At 56.8% G+C, this 17,490-nt stretch carries 14 protein-coding genes; 5 read left to right on the forward strand and 9 right to left on the reverse strand.

The genetic code is table 11. The features are described from left to right. Positions 1-18 precede the first annotated feature (18 nt). The 5 genes from RDV48_06830 to RDV48_06850 form a co-directional block, all read right to left on the reverse strand. Positions 19-690, reverse strand: a complete 672-nt coding sequence (locus tag RDV48_06830; protein MDQ7822494.1) for an NUDIX domain-containing protein — start codon at positions 688-690, stop codon at positions 19-21. 187 nt (positions 691-877) lie between these two features. Beyond that, entirely contained in the window at positions 878-1,705 is an 828-nt protein-coding gene (locus RDV48_06835) for a formylglycine-generating enzyme family protein (GenBank protein MDQ7822495.1), read from the reverse strand. A gap of 360 nt (positions 1,706-2,065) precedes the next feature. Continuing rightward, the gene (locus tag RDV48_06840; GenBank protein ID MDQ7822496.1) at positions 2,066-2,242 is read right to left on the reverse strand and encodes a hypothetical protein; all 177 of its coding nucleotides are present in this window, start codon (positions 2,240-2,242) and stop codon (positions 2,066-2,068) included. Between the two features lie 16 nt (positions 2,243-2,258). Next, positions 2,259-2,528, reverse strand: a complete 270-nt coding sequence (locus RDV48_06845; GenBank protein ID MDQ7822497.1) for a hypothetical protein — start codon at positions 2,526-2,528, stop codon at positions 2,259-2,261. Between the two features lie 158 nt (positions 2,529-2,686). Next, the gene (locus tag RDV48_06850) at positions 2,687-4,054 is read right to left on the reverse strand and encodes a clostripain-related cysteine peptidase (GenBank protein MDQ7822498.1); all 1,368 of its coding nucleotides are present in this window, start codon (positions 4,052-4,054) and stop codon (positions 2,687-2,689) included. A gap of 252 nt (positions 4,055-4,306) precedes the next feature. Between RDV48_06850 and RDV48_06855 the strand changes: the two genes are divergently transcribed. From RDV48_06855 to RDV48_06875, 5 genes are all read left to right on the forward strand, one after another. Beyond that, positions 4,307-5,974 carry an ATPase, T2SS/T4P/T4SS family gene (locus RDV48_06855; protein MDQ7822499.1) on the forward strand — a complete coding sequence of 556 codons (1,668 nt, stop codon included), beginning with the start codon at positions 4,307-4,309 and terminating at the stop codon, positions 5,972-5,974. A 241-nt stretch (positions 5,975-6,215) separates the two neighbouring features. Beyond that, complete coding sequence (locus tag RDV48_06860) at positions 6,216-8,267, forward strand: hypothetical protein (protein MDQ7822500.1); 2,052 nt, start codon at positions 6,216-6,218, stop codon at positions 8,265-8,267. Between the two features lie 213 nt (positions 8,268-8,480). After that, positions 8,481-8,804 carry a hypothetical protein gene (locus RDV48_06865; protein MDQ7822501.1) on the forward strand — a complete coding sequence of 108 codons (324 nt, stop codon included), beginning with the start codon at positions 8,481-8,483 and terminating at the stop codon, positions 8,802-8,804. Positions 8,805-8,938: 134 nt separating this feature from the next. Beyond that, positions 8,939-9,610, forward strand: a complete 672-nt coding sequence (locus RDV48_06870; protein ID MDQ7822502.1) for a hypothetical protein — start codon at positions 8,939-8,941, stop codon at positions 9,608-9,610. A gap of 315 nt (positions 9,611-9,925) precedes the next feature. After that, the gene (locus tag RDV48_06875) at positions 9,926-12,283 is read left to right on the forward strand and encodes an HNH endonuclease signature motif containing protein (GenBank protein MDQ7822503.1); all 2,358 of its coding nucleotides are present in this window, start codon (positions 9,926-9,928) and stop codon (positions 12,281-12,283) included. Positions 12,284-12,839: 556 nt separating this feature from the next. Here the strand turns inward: RDV48_06875 and RDV48_06880 are convergent. From RDV48_06880 to RDV48_06895, 4 genes are all read right to left on the reverse strand, one after another. Beyond that, positions 12,840-13,361: a hypothetical protein gene (locus RDV48_06880; GenBank protein MDQ7822504.1), complete on the reverse strand. Its 522-nt coding sequence runs from the start codon at positions 13,359-13,361 to the stop codon at positions 12,840-12,842. A gap of 66 nt (positions 13,362-13,427) precedes the next feature. Continuing rightward, a complete protein-coding gene (locus RDV48_06885; GenBank protein MDQ7822505.1) occupies positions 13,428-13,955 on the reverse strand; it encodes a biotin transporter BioY in 528 nt (175 codons plus the stop codon). Positions 13,956-13,972: 17 nt separating this feature from the next. Further along, positions 13,973-15,322, reverse strand: coding sequence for a serine/threonine-protein kinase (locus tag RDV48_06890; GenBank protein MDQ7822506.1), 1,350 nt, complete (start codon positions 15,320-15,322; stop codon positions 13,973-13,975). Beyond that, positions 15,323-17,389, reverse strand: a complete 2,067-nt coding sequence (locus RDV48_06895) for a serine/threonine-protein kinase (protein ID MDQ7822507.1) — start codon at positions 17,387-17,389, stop codon at positions 15,323-15,325. Positions 17,390-17,490: the final 101 nt, after the last annotated feature.

Consider the following 17,490-nt stretch of genomic DNA (forward strand, 5'->3'; position numbering starts at 1 on the left):
CACCGGAAAGCCGCTGGCTCAGTCCAGGTCGGCCTCCGGGTTGAAAGTGAAGAGCTGGGCGGGCCTGTGGCGCCCCTCGAGCTTCTTCTCCTCAGTCTCTTTTATCACGCCAAGGGAGAGGACTTTTCTCCTGAAATTCCGCTTGTCGAGCGGCCTCCCCAGCACAGTCTCATAGACTTTCTGGAGCTCCGTGAGGGTGAAATGCTCAGGCAGGAGCTGGAAGGAGATGTTGGACGTGAGTATCTTGGAGCGGAGGCGCCTGAGGGCAAAGCTGACAATCTTCTCATGGTCGAAGGCGAGCTTCGGGAGCTTTGCCGTCGAGTGCCATTTCACATCTTTCACGTCGGTATCGGCGAGTATCGTGAGATCCTCTGATTTCACGAGGGCATAGTAAGCGATGGTGATGACCCTTGTCCTGGGGTCGCGCTTCGGATCACCGAAGGCATAGAGCTGCTCGAGGTAGACATCCTTCACGTGGGTCTCCTCGTAAAGCTCGCGCTTTGCGGCGTCATCAAGGGACTCCTTCATTCTTACGAAGCCGCCGGGAATGGCCCAGCGGTCCTTGTAGGGCCAGTTCTTTCTCTTCGCAAGGAGCACTTTCAGCTCGTCGTCCTGGATGGTGAATATCACCATGTCAACGGTGACGGAGGGATGCTCATAATGCGAGGCGTCGTATTCTTTCTTGGTCATGGCGGCTCCTTGGTATTTGGTACATTGTGATGCTGGATCAGGAGAATGATAGTGTTATCACCACACAATAGTAGCACAGAGAGAGGGCCGTGTCAAGAAATCCATGCCAGGACCTTGTAATGGTCCTGGCATGGGGAGAACTGCCGGGAAAAAAACGGGGGCAGAGAGCTTGAGCCCCCGGGTATCATCACATCGAAGCCGCCACGCGGAAGCCCACGTCGCCGCAGCGGTTCTTTTTTGGCCCCCAGTCGCGGCCGGCGGAACGGCAGCCTTCGCCGTGGCTGTTATTGCAGCCGCCACGCATCATGCGGCATTCACCTGATGGGGTTATTTTGTGATTGGCCTCCCAGGAGCTCCCGTCGGTGGGCGCTCCTTCATAGGTATAGTGAAGCCCATCCTGCATCCACTCCACCACGTTGCCGTGCATGTCATATATTCCCCAATCATTGGGCTTCTTCTGGCCCACGGGATAGGTGTAATCATTACTGTTGGCGGTGAACCAGGCGTATTCGGTGAGTTCTTTGCACGCGGGATCGTCGCCGAAGCAGAAGCGGGCTGTCGAACCGGCGCGGCAGGCATATTCCCACTCCGCCTCGCTGGGCAGGTGAACCTTCTTGCCCGTCAGGGCGCTCACCCTTTTGCAGAACTCCTGGGCGTCCTTCCAGCTCACGCTGTCCACGGGCTGGGTGGGCTTGCCGGGGAACTGGCTCGGATCGCCTTCCACCATTTTGCCCAGGTGCTCAGGCTGGAGGAAACGGGCCTTGTGGTGCTTCGATCCTTCGCTGGGGTCGCCTCCCATTACCTGGACCCACTGCTCTCTCGTCACGGGATAGATTCCCATATAGAAGGGCTCGGTAAAATTCACCTCGTGGCGGGGCCCTTCATAAACACTGTGGCCGTTTTCCGTTTCAGGAGAGCCCATCATGAACTTTCCCGCAGGGCACTTCACCAGTTCCAGCTTCACCCCGCTGCCCAGGTCAAGGGACAGTTTCTCTAGTTGAGCGGCTTGCGTCATTTTATTCCGCCTTTCCTGTTTATTTAATCCTATGTATCATTCCTTCCCGAAGCATTGATAATTGCTTATGAGGGGCACCTCCTTTCATTATCTCACGCTGCCTGCAAGAGGCGGAAGACCGCCAGAAGCTTTTAAGAGCCTTATCCCCATGGTTCCCCCTCATGCTGAAGACTTTTCAATTTCAGAAGCGCTTTGAGAGTCTGTGTCAAATAAAGGGCAGTTCCAGGTAAGTAAAAGGGAGAGAACCTTTTTCTCTGTATTATGGAGAACTGTGAATAGTTTCTTCAGAACGGTACCATGCTCCTCCAGACGAGGAAATATTACGCGCCATCGGTCACTGCCGCGGGTCATTTCCCTCTATCAGCCCTGGACGGAATCATAGCTGCACCAATAATTACCGGTCGCCATGAGGGGGAGATCGCAGGTAACCGTGAAGACCTTCGCATCGGCGCTCACCTTGTAGCCATATTCGATAGCCGGCACGGCAGGTGCCATGAACAGAGCTGATATAGCAAGTATTAATGAGGTTTCCTTCATAATATCCTTCTTGAGCTCAGTGAGCAATGGCTCTCTTACTCAACAGGCCGGAAAGAACCACCGAAAGAATAGCTCCAATTGCTATTACCGCAGTGACCTTGACCGCCATGGCTGGTAAGAAAATAAGCGGTGAGAATAAAAATACAAGCACCCCGATAACAATCATCACGAGGGAGGGCGGATCACCTCCCGAGCCGCCGTCAACGGCTTGCATGCTCAGCCTCAGCGCCTCAATGTCGTCCTTGAGGCACGCCATCTCCTGGTAGCGGTCATCAGGGTTTCTCATGAAACACCTGGCGATTATGGATTCAAGCAAAGGGGGCACATTGCCGCTGAATTTCCTGACAGGGGGAAAGGAAAAACCGAAGCTCCCGGGATCTTCATGGGTGAGAAGGTAGAAGAGCGTGAGAAGAGCGTGATGTTGCCAGAGCCTTCACCACCTGTTCAGAGGCCGTATTTTCTTATCACCTTGCCCCAGCCGGTGTCCTGGCCGAGGGAGATCTTCCCGGAATAGTAATCGGCGTATTTCTCAGCCTCGCCGGCAGGGGCGTAAAGGGACATCCCCGACGACTCGCCAAGGCCGGAGTTCTTTCTGTGCATCTCAAAGATCACCACCTTGTCGGCGATGAACTTCGCGAGGTCCCGCGCCGAGCTCTTGAGGGGGCCATCGTCTATCTCCCCTCTTTTCATCACGGAAAGTGCCAGGGAGATGACGTCGCGCATCTGATCCATGGGCTTTGTGTTGATATCGCCATTGGCCGCCTGGGCCAGTATGGCAGGCTGGCAGTAGTGCTGGGCCTCCCTGAAGGCGCGCCTCACGGCTGAGGGAGAGGCGGGCGTGGCAAGGAGCTTCTCGGAAAAATCCTTGAGCTTTCCGGCAAATCCCGGCATCTGGCGGCAGTCTATGATCGATGAGGTAAGAAGGGTGCCGTTGTACTGCGATTTCACCATGGCCTCCAGGGCTTCGCCTACGGTAAGGCCGTCGCCGCTGGCCTCTTCCTTCATCTTTTCCGCAAAGGCGCGGTAGTCCCAGTTCCCGCTCACGAGGACCTCCTCGGAGCCTACGAGGAAATCGGCGGCATCCCTGGCCGCGTAAGCAGTCTCGGCGTTGGCCATCAGGCAGGAGTCAAAGCCCAGGATGTCAATCCTGCGGCCGCTCTCCTTCACTGCCGTGTCCAGGGCTGATTTGAGCTCGGGGGTGAGAAGAATGTCATCATGGACCTCGTCGGGCATGGAGCCTATGAAGCCCATCCCATGGCCGCTGAGAATCACGGCATAGTGCTCGGCGGGAAAGCGCTTCATGCCCCAGCTGATGAAATCCTTGAGGACCTGCGGGTGGGCCATGTTGGTGCTCCCCAGGTTTTCCAGGACCTCGGAGTTTTTCTTCATTCCCATCCACGTGGGCTTTTTAAGAAGAATCCTCTCGGTGGTGCCTCCCTGGTCGCCATGGGCCACCTGGGCGGCAAAGGCGATCCTGTCGTCACTCCCCATCGATTCGAGATTTTTCACGCTTTCCTCGATGTCTTGCTGGAGGTCGCAGTTCCCGTTGGCATAGTAAAGGACGGTCCACTGGCGGTGAGACCGGGCAATGCCGCCGGTACCGGGGGGTAGGGAAGACGACGGCGCTTCACTGGTGAAGATGCTCTTCGCTGATGCCTTTGTTGTGCAGGAGTTTTCCGCCCCTTGTTCAAAGATCTCGCAGGGTGAGGCAGTGTCGGGCGCTTCCGAAGCCCTCTCAAAAGCCTCCCTGTTGAGGGGCTGGAACCTCGGGCCTTCCGACGGTTTCATCGCAGTGCTGCCGGTTATCTCCATCGCGGGGGGCTCCTTTCTGAAATCACCTTTATAGTATCATGAAAAGACCAAAAAGAAAATGGGCAGCTTTCATTGTGTTCAGCAAAAAATCTTGCATTGATGGCCTCTTTCTGCTACACTTGTGGGCAGGCAGAAAAGCAAAGTCTTTCTCTTTTTCCTTCAGGGATAGCCACGTTGGAAGAGTCATTGAGAGTGAGCTGAGCTGAGAATTATAAATTCTTTCTTTTCTTATAGGCTGTGGGTAACAGATCAATGAAGAAGGAAATCGGGGCGCTTCTAGTGGAGCATAGCCTTGTCACAGAGCAGCAGTTTCAAGAAGCGTCTGATCTGGCCGCAAAGGTCAATGAGCCTGTCCGGAAGATTCTCGTCAGCATGGGATTTGTCACGGAGAATGATATCACAGAGGTTATAGGAAAGCATATGGGAGTCCATTTTGTTGACCTCGACAACTTCGAGCTTGACAGTGCGATCTCCCGCTCGATTCCAGAGCATCTTGCTCATCGATATAAAGTGATTCCAATCGCACAGAAGAATAACAGGTTAACACTGGCGATGGCTGATCCCCTGAACGTCAAGGCGGTCGATGATATAGGGCTCATTACGGGCTTTGACATTGAACCGGTCATAGCTGCTGAAGAGGCGATTGAAAAGGCGATACACAGGCAATTTGGAGTCACTGACATCAGTGCAATGGATTTCAGTCCTGCTGAGGTTGAAGATGCCGCTGAAGAGGAGATTGCGCTCGACAAACTTAAGGAGCTCATGGATGAGGCACCAATCGTCCGTGTGGTGAACCTCATCATCTCTCAGGCGATCAACGATAAAACTACCGATATTCACATAGAGCCGGAGCAGAAGAGAGTGCGTGTGATGTACCGTGTGGACGGCGTGCTCCACGATGTAATAGAACCTCCAAAGCACATTCAGATACCGATGGTTGCACGTATCAAGATTATTGCTGATATGGACATCGCAGAGAGGAGAGTCCCTCAAGACGGCCTGATCCATCTTCGCCACGACAGCAAGGAGTTCTACCTGCATATCTCTACGGTTCCCTGTGTCCACGGGGAGAAGGTTCTTATGAGAATCATCGATGAAACCTCCGTCATGCGTGCTTTGGATAAAGGATCTCAGGTGCGTTTCAGCCGGCAAGGAGAGCGCCGCCGGCCAGAGAAAGTGATGTACAAGACATTTCATCCGGATCAGGCACTGAAGAACCTGCTGCAAATTTATGAGACCGGATGGTCCGGGGATAATTCGCCAATAGAATTTGTGGAGAGCGGAAGCGGCCCCCTGATATGGGCAGGCTTCAAGGTCAATCCCGAGCTTGATCACATAGCCTTTGCATGCCTTTATCTCGTCACCCGCTACTGGAGCATTCTCTCTGAACAGCAGGCATGCTCCGCCCTGAGGCGGGCCTGGAAGTCTGCCGACCAGGCTGAGAAGGCTTATAATGCGCTTCAACAAGACCTGCCGTTGCGTTATCAGGGTTCTTTTCGAGCGTTTCCCCTGCTGGCCTGCCTGGAGATTCTCCAGGGCCGGGAGGAGCTCGACGCAACTGAAAAGGTCCCCTATGATATGCTTGGACATTCACGCTCGGATGTGCGTCTTTACGCTTATAAGTCCCTGTGGCTCTACCGGAGCCACTGTGATGTGGAAAGAGCCTTGCCCATCCTGTTTAAAAACATTGATCATACGCTCGGATATGTGGAAGAAGCCATAGGACTGGCACGATCTCTGCTCGACAGCGATGCTGAGTTCTTTCGGCGTGCCGCGGAGATTGAGCCCGGTATGTCCTCTCAGTTCTCGCGACGCATTGAAGAAACGAGACGGCGGGGCTTCCTGCCCCAATGTGTAAGTTTTTTCGTGGATTTCGACAGGATGATTCAGAAAGTCGCCGAAGAGGTGCCGCAAGGCTAAATGCCTTGGCCCCTCGTTTCAGCAACGACCGGCACTTGATTAAGATGCTCCTTACTAATGGCGGTCCCCAAAAGGTCCTCTACCTCACCGAAGGGGAACCCAACGGGCTGGCGATGACCAGCAGGCAGTTTACTTTCCAGGAGACTCCGGGTATAATACAGGAGGCCTCACAGATCACCCCGCGGCACATCTCCCGGGAGCTCGCCGGGAATGGACGAATAACAGGAAATGAGGTGCGGCCGTGTATTCTTTCACAATTGACGGGCAGGAAGCGCAGGCGTCAGTCACCAAGGTGGGAAGCTCCTTTGACCGGCCTGAGCCCGGCGACATGCTCCAGATGGGAGGCTTCTTCATGACCCTCGGCGAGCCCGGCGAGTACCGCTTCATTTTCCGCAGGGAAGAGGGTATACTCTACCGGGAGCTTCCTGGAGGGCAGGTCGTTCCGGCAGTGATTACGGCAGGCCTGGGGCCCCAGCGCGACCGGGTCCGGGAGCTTGTGACCCGGTTTCCCCGCGGCACGGGAAGGCCCCTCGCCGGCATCATGTTCAGCAGCTGGGAGCCCTGCCTGGAGGAACTTTTCAGGCTTGCAGACCCGAATCATACCTTGCTTGCTTTCAATGTGCTTGAGCCTCCTCTGCGGCTCCTTCCTTTTCCCTCCCTTCCCGTGCCGCTCCGCTCGCTTTTCTTAAGTCACAGCTCCTGCCGGGCCTTCATGGACTTCCATGCCCTCGGGGACCTCAGGGATCTCCTTTATTTCCATATCGACAACTATGCCGGCGCCGACTTTGATCTGGCCTACCTGCAGGGCTGCTGCAATCTCAGGCATCTGGAGGCATACGGAAACCTGAAAGGTTTCGAGGCGATGAGGCATTTCACGCGGCTCCTGATTCTCAGCATCGGGGAATGCAGGGGGCTCGTCGATATACCATGGGCCGCCCATCTTGATAATCTCGAGGAATGTGACCTGTGGGCCGACAGTATTTCAGATATTTCAGCACTTTCCGGCCACAGGAAACTGAAGGGTCTCACCGTAACAAACAAGGGCAGCCTGAAGCTCCCCTTGAACAGCATTCCCTCGCTCAGGGAGATCCGCATAAGAGAAAATCCCCTTTCTTCCAGGGATGAGTCCACTTTCCGCCGCCTCAACCCGCACTGCAGGATTGTCTATTCATGGGGAAGCCTTCTCAAGAGCGCGATCAGGGACGCCACGCAGATCATCATTTCTGAATCATTCAATGAAGGCCCGCCGGTCGCGGTGAATGACCCCTTCCAGGTGAGTGAGGCGATTGCCATGATAGAGATTGACGAGCAGAGGAGCAACTTCCACTGCATGTGCATGGGCACATGCCAGATTCAATTTCTCAGGGAAGGCCGGTGCCTGGCAAGCGTCACCATGCATCATGGGCAGAGCCTGAGGTGGGATGGCTGGGAAGGCGACGGCATGCTCACGGCGGAAAGCGGACTTGCATTGAGCCGCTGGCTTGCAGGCCATGGGCACCGCCAGGCCCTGGAGGAGCTTGAGCTCTCGATGGCCCAGGAGCGGGCCAGGATTTTCATCCTGAAAAGCCAGTATGAGCTCATGCCCCCCGGGGTTGAAGGAGCCCTCTCCTGCGCAGCCTCCGAGGAGCAGGCGGCAGCAGTCCTCGGCTCCATTCCCGGTGATCTCCTTTCAAGAGCATTGCTTTTTTTCAAGCTCCTCGGCGTTCATGAGAACTCGTGGAACCTTACCTTCGGCTTTGAGGGCATTATCCTGGAAAAGCTGCTCCCCTCAATTGACAGGGCATCGCTCTCCGGGGCCGTGGCTGAGGCTGCCGGTGATCCCCTGGCGTTGAAAGGGGCGGCACGGTGGATTCTTGGCGATCAGCAGTACGGGAAGAGATGGGAGTCCATTGATGAAGCCGCGCTCACAGCGGTGATCCCCGGGCTTGCCATGAGCGCGCTTTCCCACCCCAGAAAGGTGAGCCGCTATATAGCTTTTCTAAATCTCGAGGCTTTAGGCAGCGGCCAGGCCATCAACGCGATTCGCCAGGTCCTCAGGGACGAGGTTCCCCTCAGGCACATCAGGAAAGAAGAAGAGACTGAGCCGGGGGGAATGGCAGCGTTCCACACTGAGCACCGGGAGATGGATCTGAACTGCTCGGACCGAGCCTACGCCGCCCTCGTGCTGGCAAGGCTCGGCGACCGGGCCAGCCTCCCCCTGATCAGGCACCATGCAGGCCGGGAGCAAGGGAATGATTTCAAGGTGCTCATGGAAGCCCTTGTGCTTCTTGAAGGAAGGGCGCCCGGGCGATGAGAAGTCCCCTGGCCGGCAGATCGTATGCCTCTTTCACACCTTATGGGTTTCTGCCAATCTGCCCCTGAGACTCACGAGACTCCCGCTCTCCCCGCAGGCAAGTATCTCCAGCACTCGCATCAGCAGGAGGAAGAGCGATCAGGTGCCCTGCAGCACATACGGAAAGCGCCATCACTGCTATAATGGAGACAGGTCAAGAAAGGAGGCGCGAACATGGAAAACTCACAGATCGGCAAGGAGATCAACAAGGAGATCGCCGGCATATGGAGATCGCTCGGCAAAACCTTTGCAGGCGTCATGGCTTTCCTGTTGATCAGCCTGGTATTGTATTTGGCTTTCTTTTCCGGGTACGAGGAAATCTGCAATGTGATCCCGGGCTTCATAGTTCTTGGCATCCTCATTGCTGCAGTGTTGCCTGTCATTTTTCCCTGTCCGGTACCCCGGAGCTCCTCATCGGGCGATGAGGGGAGCTTCTGCGACGGCGGCCTTGAGAGCAGCTATGACGATTATTACTGCGATGCCGGAATAGGATACTAGAAGAAAAAAGCCTCTTCAATCTTTTTACAAAGTGAAGCAATAGTTTTACATTGTTAAAATAATCAGGCTGTAAAGCTCTCCTGCCAGATGGTATAATGAGGTGAAGAGCAATTTCCCCGTAATGAGGTGAGCTTATGGCACAGGATGACAGCAGCACGGTGAAAGAAATCAGCGCCGCCCCGGCCCGCACGCAGGAGGCGCCGCAGAGAGCAGAAATGGCGGACTCAATAAAGCCCGTCACTGAGTCACCATCGGAGAAAAAGAAGACACCGGGCAAAGATGCTCCCGCTTCTCCCCGTGATGCCGTGAGCCTCTCGAGGGAGACCACGGGGAAAGAAGAGCCGGGGAATAAGAAAAAGCCAGGCGGCGACCTGGGCCTGGGCTGGCTCAGACCGAAGGATGACAAGGCTTCAGGAGATGCGGCGAAAAAAGCTCCTGAGAACGGGAAGCCCGGTTCATCAGAGGCAGAGCGGGGAGAGGCCGGCGGAGAAAAGCCCGGTGCCGGCGAAGCAAAGGCGGCCGATGAGAAAAAGCAGGCTGATGAGGCAAAGGACAAGAAGGAGCCCTCGAAAAAGCTCCAGGATATCAGATACAAGCTGGACAACTGCATAAAGCACCGTGACAAAGGCTACAGCGAGGCCCTGATGAAGCTCGCCGAGAAAAGCCGTTGGGGCACGAAAGAGCAGAAAGCCGAGAGGGTAAACCAGATGAAGCAGTGGAACGCCATGTCGCTCCCGCAGCGCGATGCGGCCATAATGGGCATGAAGGCCATGGAGAAGATGCTCTCCCTCTACGAGGGACTGTAGACGCTCACTTCACATGACCGTTTTCCGCTTAAAAATTTAAGGGCAATGTTACCGCGAGCGCTTTGAATGCTGCCTCATAAATCTTTTCAACCCAAAAAACATTCCGCCCGGCGGCAGACAGGATCTGAACCCCATGGGAAGGGGCCTGGTTCTTCGCTGGCCGACGATTGATGGCTCTCGGAGTCATTTTTGACCTCTTCGCCCCTTTCAGGCCCTCTGGAGGGCATCCAGCAATGGCCTTTTATCGTTGCAGTGATAAGGTTTTTAAAGGGTGCCTTATTTGATATTTCATCATCGTTATGATATCATATAATCATGGATACACATGAGACCCATTCTATCTCCAATATGTTCCTCCCTGATGAAGAAGAGCTTCTTCACCTCGGTGATTCGCTTTCTTCACAGGACTGCGAGGATATGCTCCTCCTCCCGGAGCCTTATGAGCTTCCCGCGGAGGGGCCCTGCAGGCCTGAGCACCTCGTCAAAATCACCAGGGAAGGCCTCATCCCCGAAGCGGAAAGGCTCACCGGGGACATCACCTTCGGCTCAATCGACAGGGATGAGCGGGCATCACGGATCGATTTCACCCTCTGTGAGGCAGTCCGCGGCCGCCAGGCGCTGGACATTGTGCTTGGGGGCCTTCTTGTCACTCTTAAAACGAAAGGGGTTGATCAGTTAGGATACCGCTCCATGGGAGTCTTCGCCACGGAGCATCTCTCGTTCTCGGGGCGCACCGCGTCGGAGCTGATGCACAATTTCCGGCTCCTCAAGGTGCTCCCCCTCACCCGGGAGGCTTATCTTGAGGGAAAAATCGCGAAGAGCGCCCTGAGATCTCTCTCGAGGGTCATCACGCCTCAGAACGAGTCCTGGTGGCTCGCCGTTGCAGAGGTGCGATCCCTGTGCGGTCTTGAGCGGGAAGTGAAAAGGGCCCTCGCCTCTGGGAGTGCCGCATTGGCGGCCCCTTCCGCCGATGCTTCCGAAGACGGTGACGGGGGCACGATGATGTATTTCAGCGTGGCGCCCTCACTTGCCCTCACCTGGGATTTCGCCCTGTCCCTCTTCAGGGACAGGGAGCATTATGACGGGCCGCTCTCAGGCTTTGTGGAGGCGCTCCTTGCAAACTTCCTGGCCTCGGGGGAAGCCGCTCCGGAGCTTCCGGCGCTAGATGCCGAGGGGAACCGCCCCCTCTTCTCCCGGGTGCCTCTTTTAAAGAGGAGGATGGGAAACCGTCGCATCAGCGATCCCGACGAGGCCGGCGGGGAGCAGACCGGCGGCTCTCCCTGGGAGCTGCCCTGGAGCATCCATTTCCCATCGTGGCTGGAAGAGGTCCGGACGGAAAGAGAGGCCGGGGGCTCCGCCAGGGCGATTGCGAATCGCCTCATCAGGGCCGCTTCAATCCGACAGAGGCTCGACGTGGCGACAGGGATGCTCCTGCGGGCAATGGACGAGAGGCGGCTCCATTGCCTTCTCGGCTATCAGTTCATCGAGGACTACGCCGGGGAGCGCTGCGGCTTCTCGATGGCCCAGACCCGCCAGCTCATAAGGCTCGCCGAGGGCTTCCACCGCCACTCCCTCACCGATAAGGCCTTTAAAGAGGGCACCATCACCAGGGAGCAGGCCCGCCTCATTCTGCCTCTTGTTGACTCCAGGAATGAATCGCAATGGATCGCCTATGCGGCAAGCGTGCCCACTGTTGACCTCAGGGAAGAAGCCCGGCGCATCGGGAGAATCCTGGAATATGACTGCCTTGCTTCACACAATTTTATGATTCTTCCCGGCTTCCGCTATGTCACTGACGAGAGGTTTCACGACCTGCCGGAGGAGGTGCAGGTCCTCATAAGGAGCGGGTCCTGGTATACAGGCCCTTCCCTCAATCCTTCGTGGCCTCTTGAGTCAGATGACGAGGAGCTCGTCGCTTCCCGCGACAGGCGCTTTGATGCGCCCTGGAAGTATTTCAACGATGTTGATGAGATGAGGGCCTCCGAGGCTTCCCATGAAATTGAAAGAAATTCGCGCCTGTGTGCGGGGCTCGCAGCACCTCAGAACCAGGGGCAGGATTCTGAGTCAGCCCTCTGTGCAGCTGAAAAGGCCCGGGAGCTCTGCACCATGCCCCGGGGCGAGGGCCCCGAGGAGACTTTCCTTGTGGATATCCTCTCGGCGGGAAATCCCTCGCAGGCGGCAGGGGGCTCCATGATGATAAAATTCTTTCTCCCCCGGGAGCTTGAGAGGGTCTGGAACCTGGCAGCCCATGCCTTTCTCGCTCGTCTTGCCCTGGCGGAAGGCGCCGAGAGCCTCAAGAGCCCTGAAGAAAATTTCCTTGCGGCGCTCCTTGCCGACTATCTCAAGACCGAGGGAACCTTGAAAAAAGCGGCCCATCATCACAAAATCCTGAAAAGGGACCGGTTCCGCTGCCAGATCCCGGGCTGCCGCTGCAGGCGGGGCCTCCACGTTCATCATATCATCAGGCGCTCCCAGGGCGGCACCGATGACGAGTGGAACCTCATCGTGCTCTGTGAAGCCTGCCATCTGCACCTCCTCCACGGACTTCGGACCCTCACCGTGAAGGGCAGGGCGCCCGACTGCCTCACCTTCACCTTCGGCTCTCTCTCGGAAGGCACCCCTTTCCTGGTCTATGAAAAGGGGCTCCTGACGCGGATTCCGGCGATTCCATAAGCTCCCGGTGATAAAGGTCAGAGACAGGGACACCGATCCTGAGCCGATAACGGCCAGATATGGCGAGCGTCAACAGGGATTCACGCAGTAAGCCTCTTTTGGACAGGGATATTCTGGACTGAGTGCCATCCCGCAGGAGCGGCATACACAGGGCAAAGCCGCCGTTCTCCCAGACCTGCGTGGTCCAGCCCCCACCCTCAGGGGCCTAGGCAGGCCTTATGATGCTCTGGGCAAATACCGGCCGGGGAAGCGCAGCGTTTGTAACTATTCAGATTACCAATTTTATTATATGCGACGGAGTGTGGGAAACTCCTTTCTGCGCCTTTCAGGGAAAATCTCTATTCCCTCTGTGCTCCCCGGCACAGAACAACGGGCCGGGATGAGGTATAATAAAACCAGAGAAAGGGAATGAGAAGGGTAACAAAAAAGTCGAGATATGGTCCTCCGAACCTGCACGCAAACGCGTTGCCCCCACCCGGAGGACCTACATGGAAAACAAGCAGCCTCATCATAAAAGCCTGCCGTGAGTGCAAGAACTCAGGCAGGCTCCCTGCCGTCAGCCGATCTCCTGAAGCGATATGCTCTCCTCGCAATATGGTGCATAGGGCCTTATGGCCTCGTAATTCCTGTCAAACCTGAGCCTTGGGTCAACTTTTGAGAGGAAGGCCTGGACCGGCCGGTGATAAACTTTCCTGCAGATCTCCCTTGTATCAAGGCCCAGGGCTATACAGGCCTCGAGGGTGGGGCAGCGGTTCCGCCACCGCGAGCAGAGCCTCGCAGCCGTCATTTCCACAACCTCACCTTCCTCGCTGAGAGAGGCGCCCAGGTATGACTCGTAAAAGATCCTGAAGCCGTCACCGAGAGGATCCCCTGTTCTTTCAAGGTGGGGCAGATTCTTTTCCAGCCATGAGAGCCTCTTCTCTGTCACGCACTCCTCAAGATACATGAGCGCGCTGTCCAGCCCCTTTTTTTCCGCCGCGGAGAGGACGGCCTGAAAAAGCGGGATATGATCCGGGCCCGCTTCAAAATAACTTTTCCTTATCAGATCAAAGTCCCTGTCGCTCACAATCCGATCCATCACTTTTCCTGTCTCTGCATGCAGACGGAGTATCCTGATTCTCCGGCCAGGGGGTAAAACCATTTATTACCGCCTGAGATTCTCCGGGATGCGGCGCACCACCACGAGGGCCAGGGCAATCTTCACTGCATCGCCGGGGAGAAAGGGCACAAGGCCCGTCATCAGCGCCGCAGAGAAGCTCATGTGGGTCACGAAGGCGAGCTGCGCCACACCGCATGCATAGATTGCCGCAGTGCCCGCAATGAGTGCCGCTAAAAGCCGTGGAATGTCATTTTTGCTGCCGGCGATGACTCCTATGATAAGGCTCCCCGCAATGAAGCCCCAGAGATAGCCGCCTGTAGGGCCGAAGAGCACTGCAAGCCCCGCGGCGCCCCCCGAGAAAACAGGGAAATTGAAGGCGCCCATCACCACGTAGAGAGCCTGCGAGAGCGGCCCCAGAAAAGGCCCCAGCAGGAGGCCCGACAGCATCGTGAAGAGGGACTGGAGGGTGAGGGGCACCAGGCCGAAGGGGAGAGGGACCGAAAGAAATCCCCCGAGCGCCGTGAGGCTCGCAAAAAGTGCCGTGCGGATGATATCTCTTGCGGAAAGCTTCATTTGTGCCTCAAGGAACGCTACAGGAAAAACCACGTGAGGAGGCTCGAGACGACACCCAGGCCCACCGAGGCCGCCAGGGAATTTTTCTGCTCGTGGCGCTCGTCGTCGGAAAGCAGGAAATAGGTGACGAGCGTGCCCGGTATGCCCACAAAGGGGATGACGCCGATGGATACCATGGAATAGGCCATGGCATCCCGGGGAAGGGCAAACTCCCACCATTTCCTCTCCACCCTCACCCTGAGGGGCACCTGCACCGTATCGCCCTCCCACTCAAGGAAGATATCGCCAAGGTAGCTGAAGGCCTTTTTCTGGCCACCCACGTCCACTGTTATCTCTATTACCTGGTGATTGCTGGTGAAGTGGGCCGGCAGCAGCTTCACCCAGTCCCTGTTCGAAGAGAGGGACGCCGCCAATGTCCCGCCGCCCCTGTTTTCCACCTTGAATAGTATTGTCACGGGATCGCGCACCGCATTGAGGGCCAGATCTATCCTGTCAGGCGTGACGACGGGATTGGCAGTCACCGTCGAGGGCACTGACTCGTGGGAGAGGAGGGCCGTCGCCCCTGACTGGAGAGCTTTCCTCAAATCCAGGGTGCTCTGGAACCTTTTTTCAGGATCGAGCGAGAGGGCCTTGAGGACCACCGAGTCCCACAGCGGCGGGAGCGCATGGTTTATGCTTGACGGCATCCTGAAGGAGAGGGGCGTCATCGAGGGGTCATCCTTCGTGACAAGATAATAGATGGTGGCTCCCAGGCTGTAGATATCAGACCGCATGTCCGTCTGGCCCCTGCCGTACTGCTCAGGCGGCGCGAAGCCCGGCGTGCCGAGGATCAGGGTGTCCTTCTGCTTGCCCTGGGTGAAGAGGCGCGCTATCCCGAAATCTATGAGCTTCAGGTGCCCTCCCGCCGTGACGATGATGTTGCCCGGCTTGAGATCCCTGAATATGATGGGAGGGTTCTGGCTGTGAAGGTAATGGAGGCAGTCGCAGAGGGCAAAGACCCAGCCCTTCACCTTTTCAAGGTCCAGAAATCCGGGGCTCTTCCCGATGGCCTCGTCAAGGGTATCGCCTTCGATAAGCTCCATCACGAGGTAGTAGCGTCCCTTCTCTTCGAAAAAGTCGGCCACCCTGGGGAGGTTGGCATGGGAGAGCCTGGTGAGAAGGCTCGCCTCGAACCTGAACTGCTCCACTGCCCTCTCCAGGTCTTCACGGTCAGTGAAATAACAGTTCATCTCCTTGAGGGCCCAGGTGGTGCCCTCGAGGCGCCGGTCTTTCACGCGGTACACCGAGGCCATGCCGCCCTGGCCCAGGGTTGAGACCACCTCGTATCTTTCCTGCAGGAGCGCTCCTGCATCAAGGGGCGACGTCATTTAGGCAGGCTCCTTGTTCCGGCTTTTTGCCGCGAGGAGCAGCAGTTTGTCCTTGATCAGGGAGAGAGGCGCCAGGGCGATAAGAAAGGAGAAGAGCGCAAGCATGACGACCACCTTGAGGCAGGCAGAATAATCCTCGGGAAGCATGGTAACCATGCTCCACGAGGGATACTGGTTTGTGCACGGCAGGGAGCGCGTGAGAAAAAAGTCGGCGCATCCCTCTGAGAGAAGGCTATAAAGTGTGAAGATCAGAAAGCCGCCTTTGAGATCGCTCTGCGTCTCGGCAAGACGGGGAAGCATGCAGGTCACAAGAAAGTGAAACACGAGAAAGAGCAGGGGCAGGGCAAAATATGCAGGCAGATTCACCGCTACCTGGTACACCTTGTGCTGAGGCGGCAAATACATCGTATCAGGAGAGCGTATAGCTCCAAGAAAAGCCGGGAGAATTGCAAGCATCAGCAGCCCTACAAGGAGAAAGCCATAGCGCCTCTGGGAGGGGAGGAAAAGCCTGCCGTAAAGAAGGGCGAGTATCAGGGGGAAGGCCATTTTTCCCACCATGAAGACGGCACCCGACACCATGAAATTGGGTCCCCAGACTGCAGGCCCGCTCAGGTAGCCGTTCAGGATGATAGGCCAGAAGACGGCCATTATGATGGCGAAGAGAAAGAAAGAGACGTGGGGTATGAGGAAAAGGGTTTTCTTCTGCCGCCCCGGGAGGTCCGTGAAGAAGTTGAGCATGGTCTGGTAAAGCAGAAAGGGAATAAACATCGTGGGAAAGATCGAGAGATCCAGGAGCTGCATGAAGGTGCTGTATCCAAGGCCCGCTGTCTGGTTGAAAAAGCTGAAGAATACGATGTTGAGCCCCAGGATCGCAAGGGGGAGAGCCAGGATGATTGATGCCACCGCCCCGTCGGAGATGCGGTGATACCAGGGAAGGGTGAGCCGTGCCCTTACGGGAATTGAGCGCTTTTCCCGGTCAGTGGTGACGGTGACTGCCGCCTCCTCCTCTTTGGACTGGACCAGGGCGGCAAGATCAATCACAAGCGAGAGGGCCGTGTCATTACCCTCTACCTCCCCGGGCGAGACAGAAAGCCACGGCGCCGATGAATGGACCCTGGCCTTGAGGGTCCCGCCTCCGGCGTTGTAAAGGCGCAATGCCGCTTCTTTCTTTCCGCTGCGGGGAAGATCGGAGAGCTCGATCTCCTTGAGATCGGTGGCAGGGCGGGGGAGAGCCTCTCCTGCGTCTTCCAGGGAGATCTCCCCCAGCAGAACCTTCATGACTGTCGAGGCATTGTGGAACCTGGCCTGCGGCGAGAGCTCCACGCATTTCGCGATGAGGGCCTCGAGTTTCTCTGATACGGAGGGATTGAGGGATCTCACGGGCGGGAATGAGAAGGGCGCCTCGCCCGGGTCACGGGCGGTGAGAAGGCAGTGGAGGGTGGCGCCGAAGGCGTAAATATCGGTGCGCTCGTCAGACTGGGCGCTTCCGTACTGCTCGGGAGCGGCAAAGCCCGGTGTGCCCATCATGAGAGTGTCGCGGCCCTTGCCCATCACGAATTTCCTCGCGATTCCCACGTCTATGATCCGCAATGAGCCGTTCTGGGTCATCAGCAGGTTTCCCGGCTTGATGTCGCGGACTATAAGGGAGCCGTGCTCCTGGCCATGAAGAAACACAAGCAGCTCCAGGAGCTGCAGGGCGCACTCCCTCACGAATGCCTCATCAAGAGGGCCGCCCTTCCTTCTCATGAGCTCATCGAGGGTCTCGCCCTCGAGATAGTCCCTCACGAGGTAATGAACGGGGCCTTCGGTGAAATGGTCATAAATGCGGGGCAGGCGCTGATGGGTAATCTTCGAGAGGATCTCCACTTCATTGGAGAGCTGGGAGAGGAGCGCCTCATGGTCCCCCGGCGGCGCCTGGGCGAAAGAGACTTCCTTCACGGCCCTATTTGCCCCGCCAAGGTTGAGATCCTCTGCCAGGTAAACCTTTGACCACCCGCCTTTGCCGAGAACTCTGGCAAGGCGGTAGCGGTTCCTCAATAGTGCGCCATCCTGTTCCGGTTCTGCCATAGGACCCTCCCCCGATACATTACATTTTGCCATGCTCCATTCCTTCAGAGACCCCTGCACAATGAAATGCAATCTGTCAGCTTTGCTCCAAGCGCCTACTT

This window comes from Candidatus Eremiobacterota bacterium, from assembly GCA_031082125.1.
In the GTDB taxonomy this organism is placed as follows: domain Bacteria; phylum Vulcanimicrobiota; class CADAWZ01; order CADAWZ01; family Ess09-12; genus Ess09-12.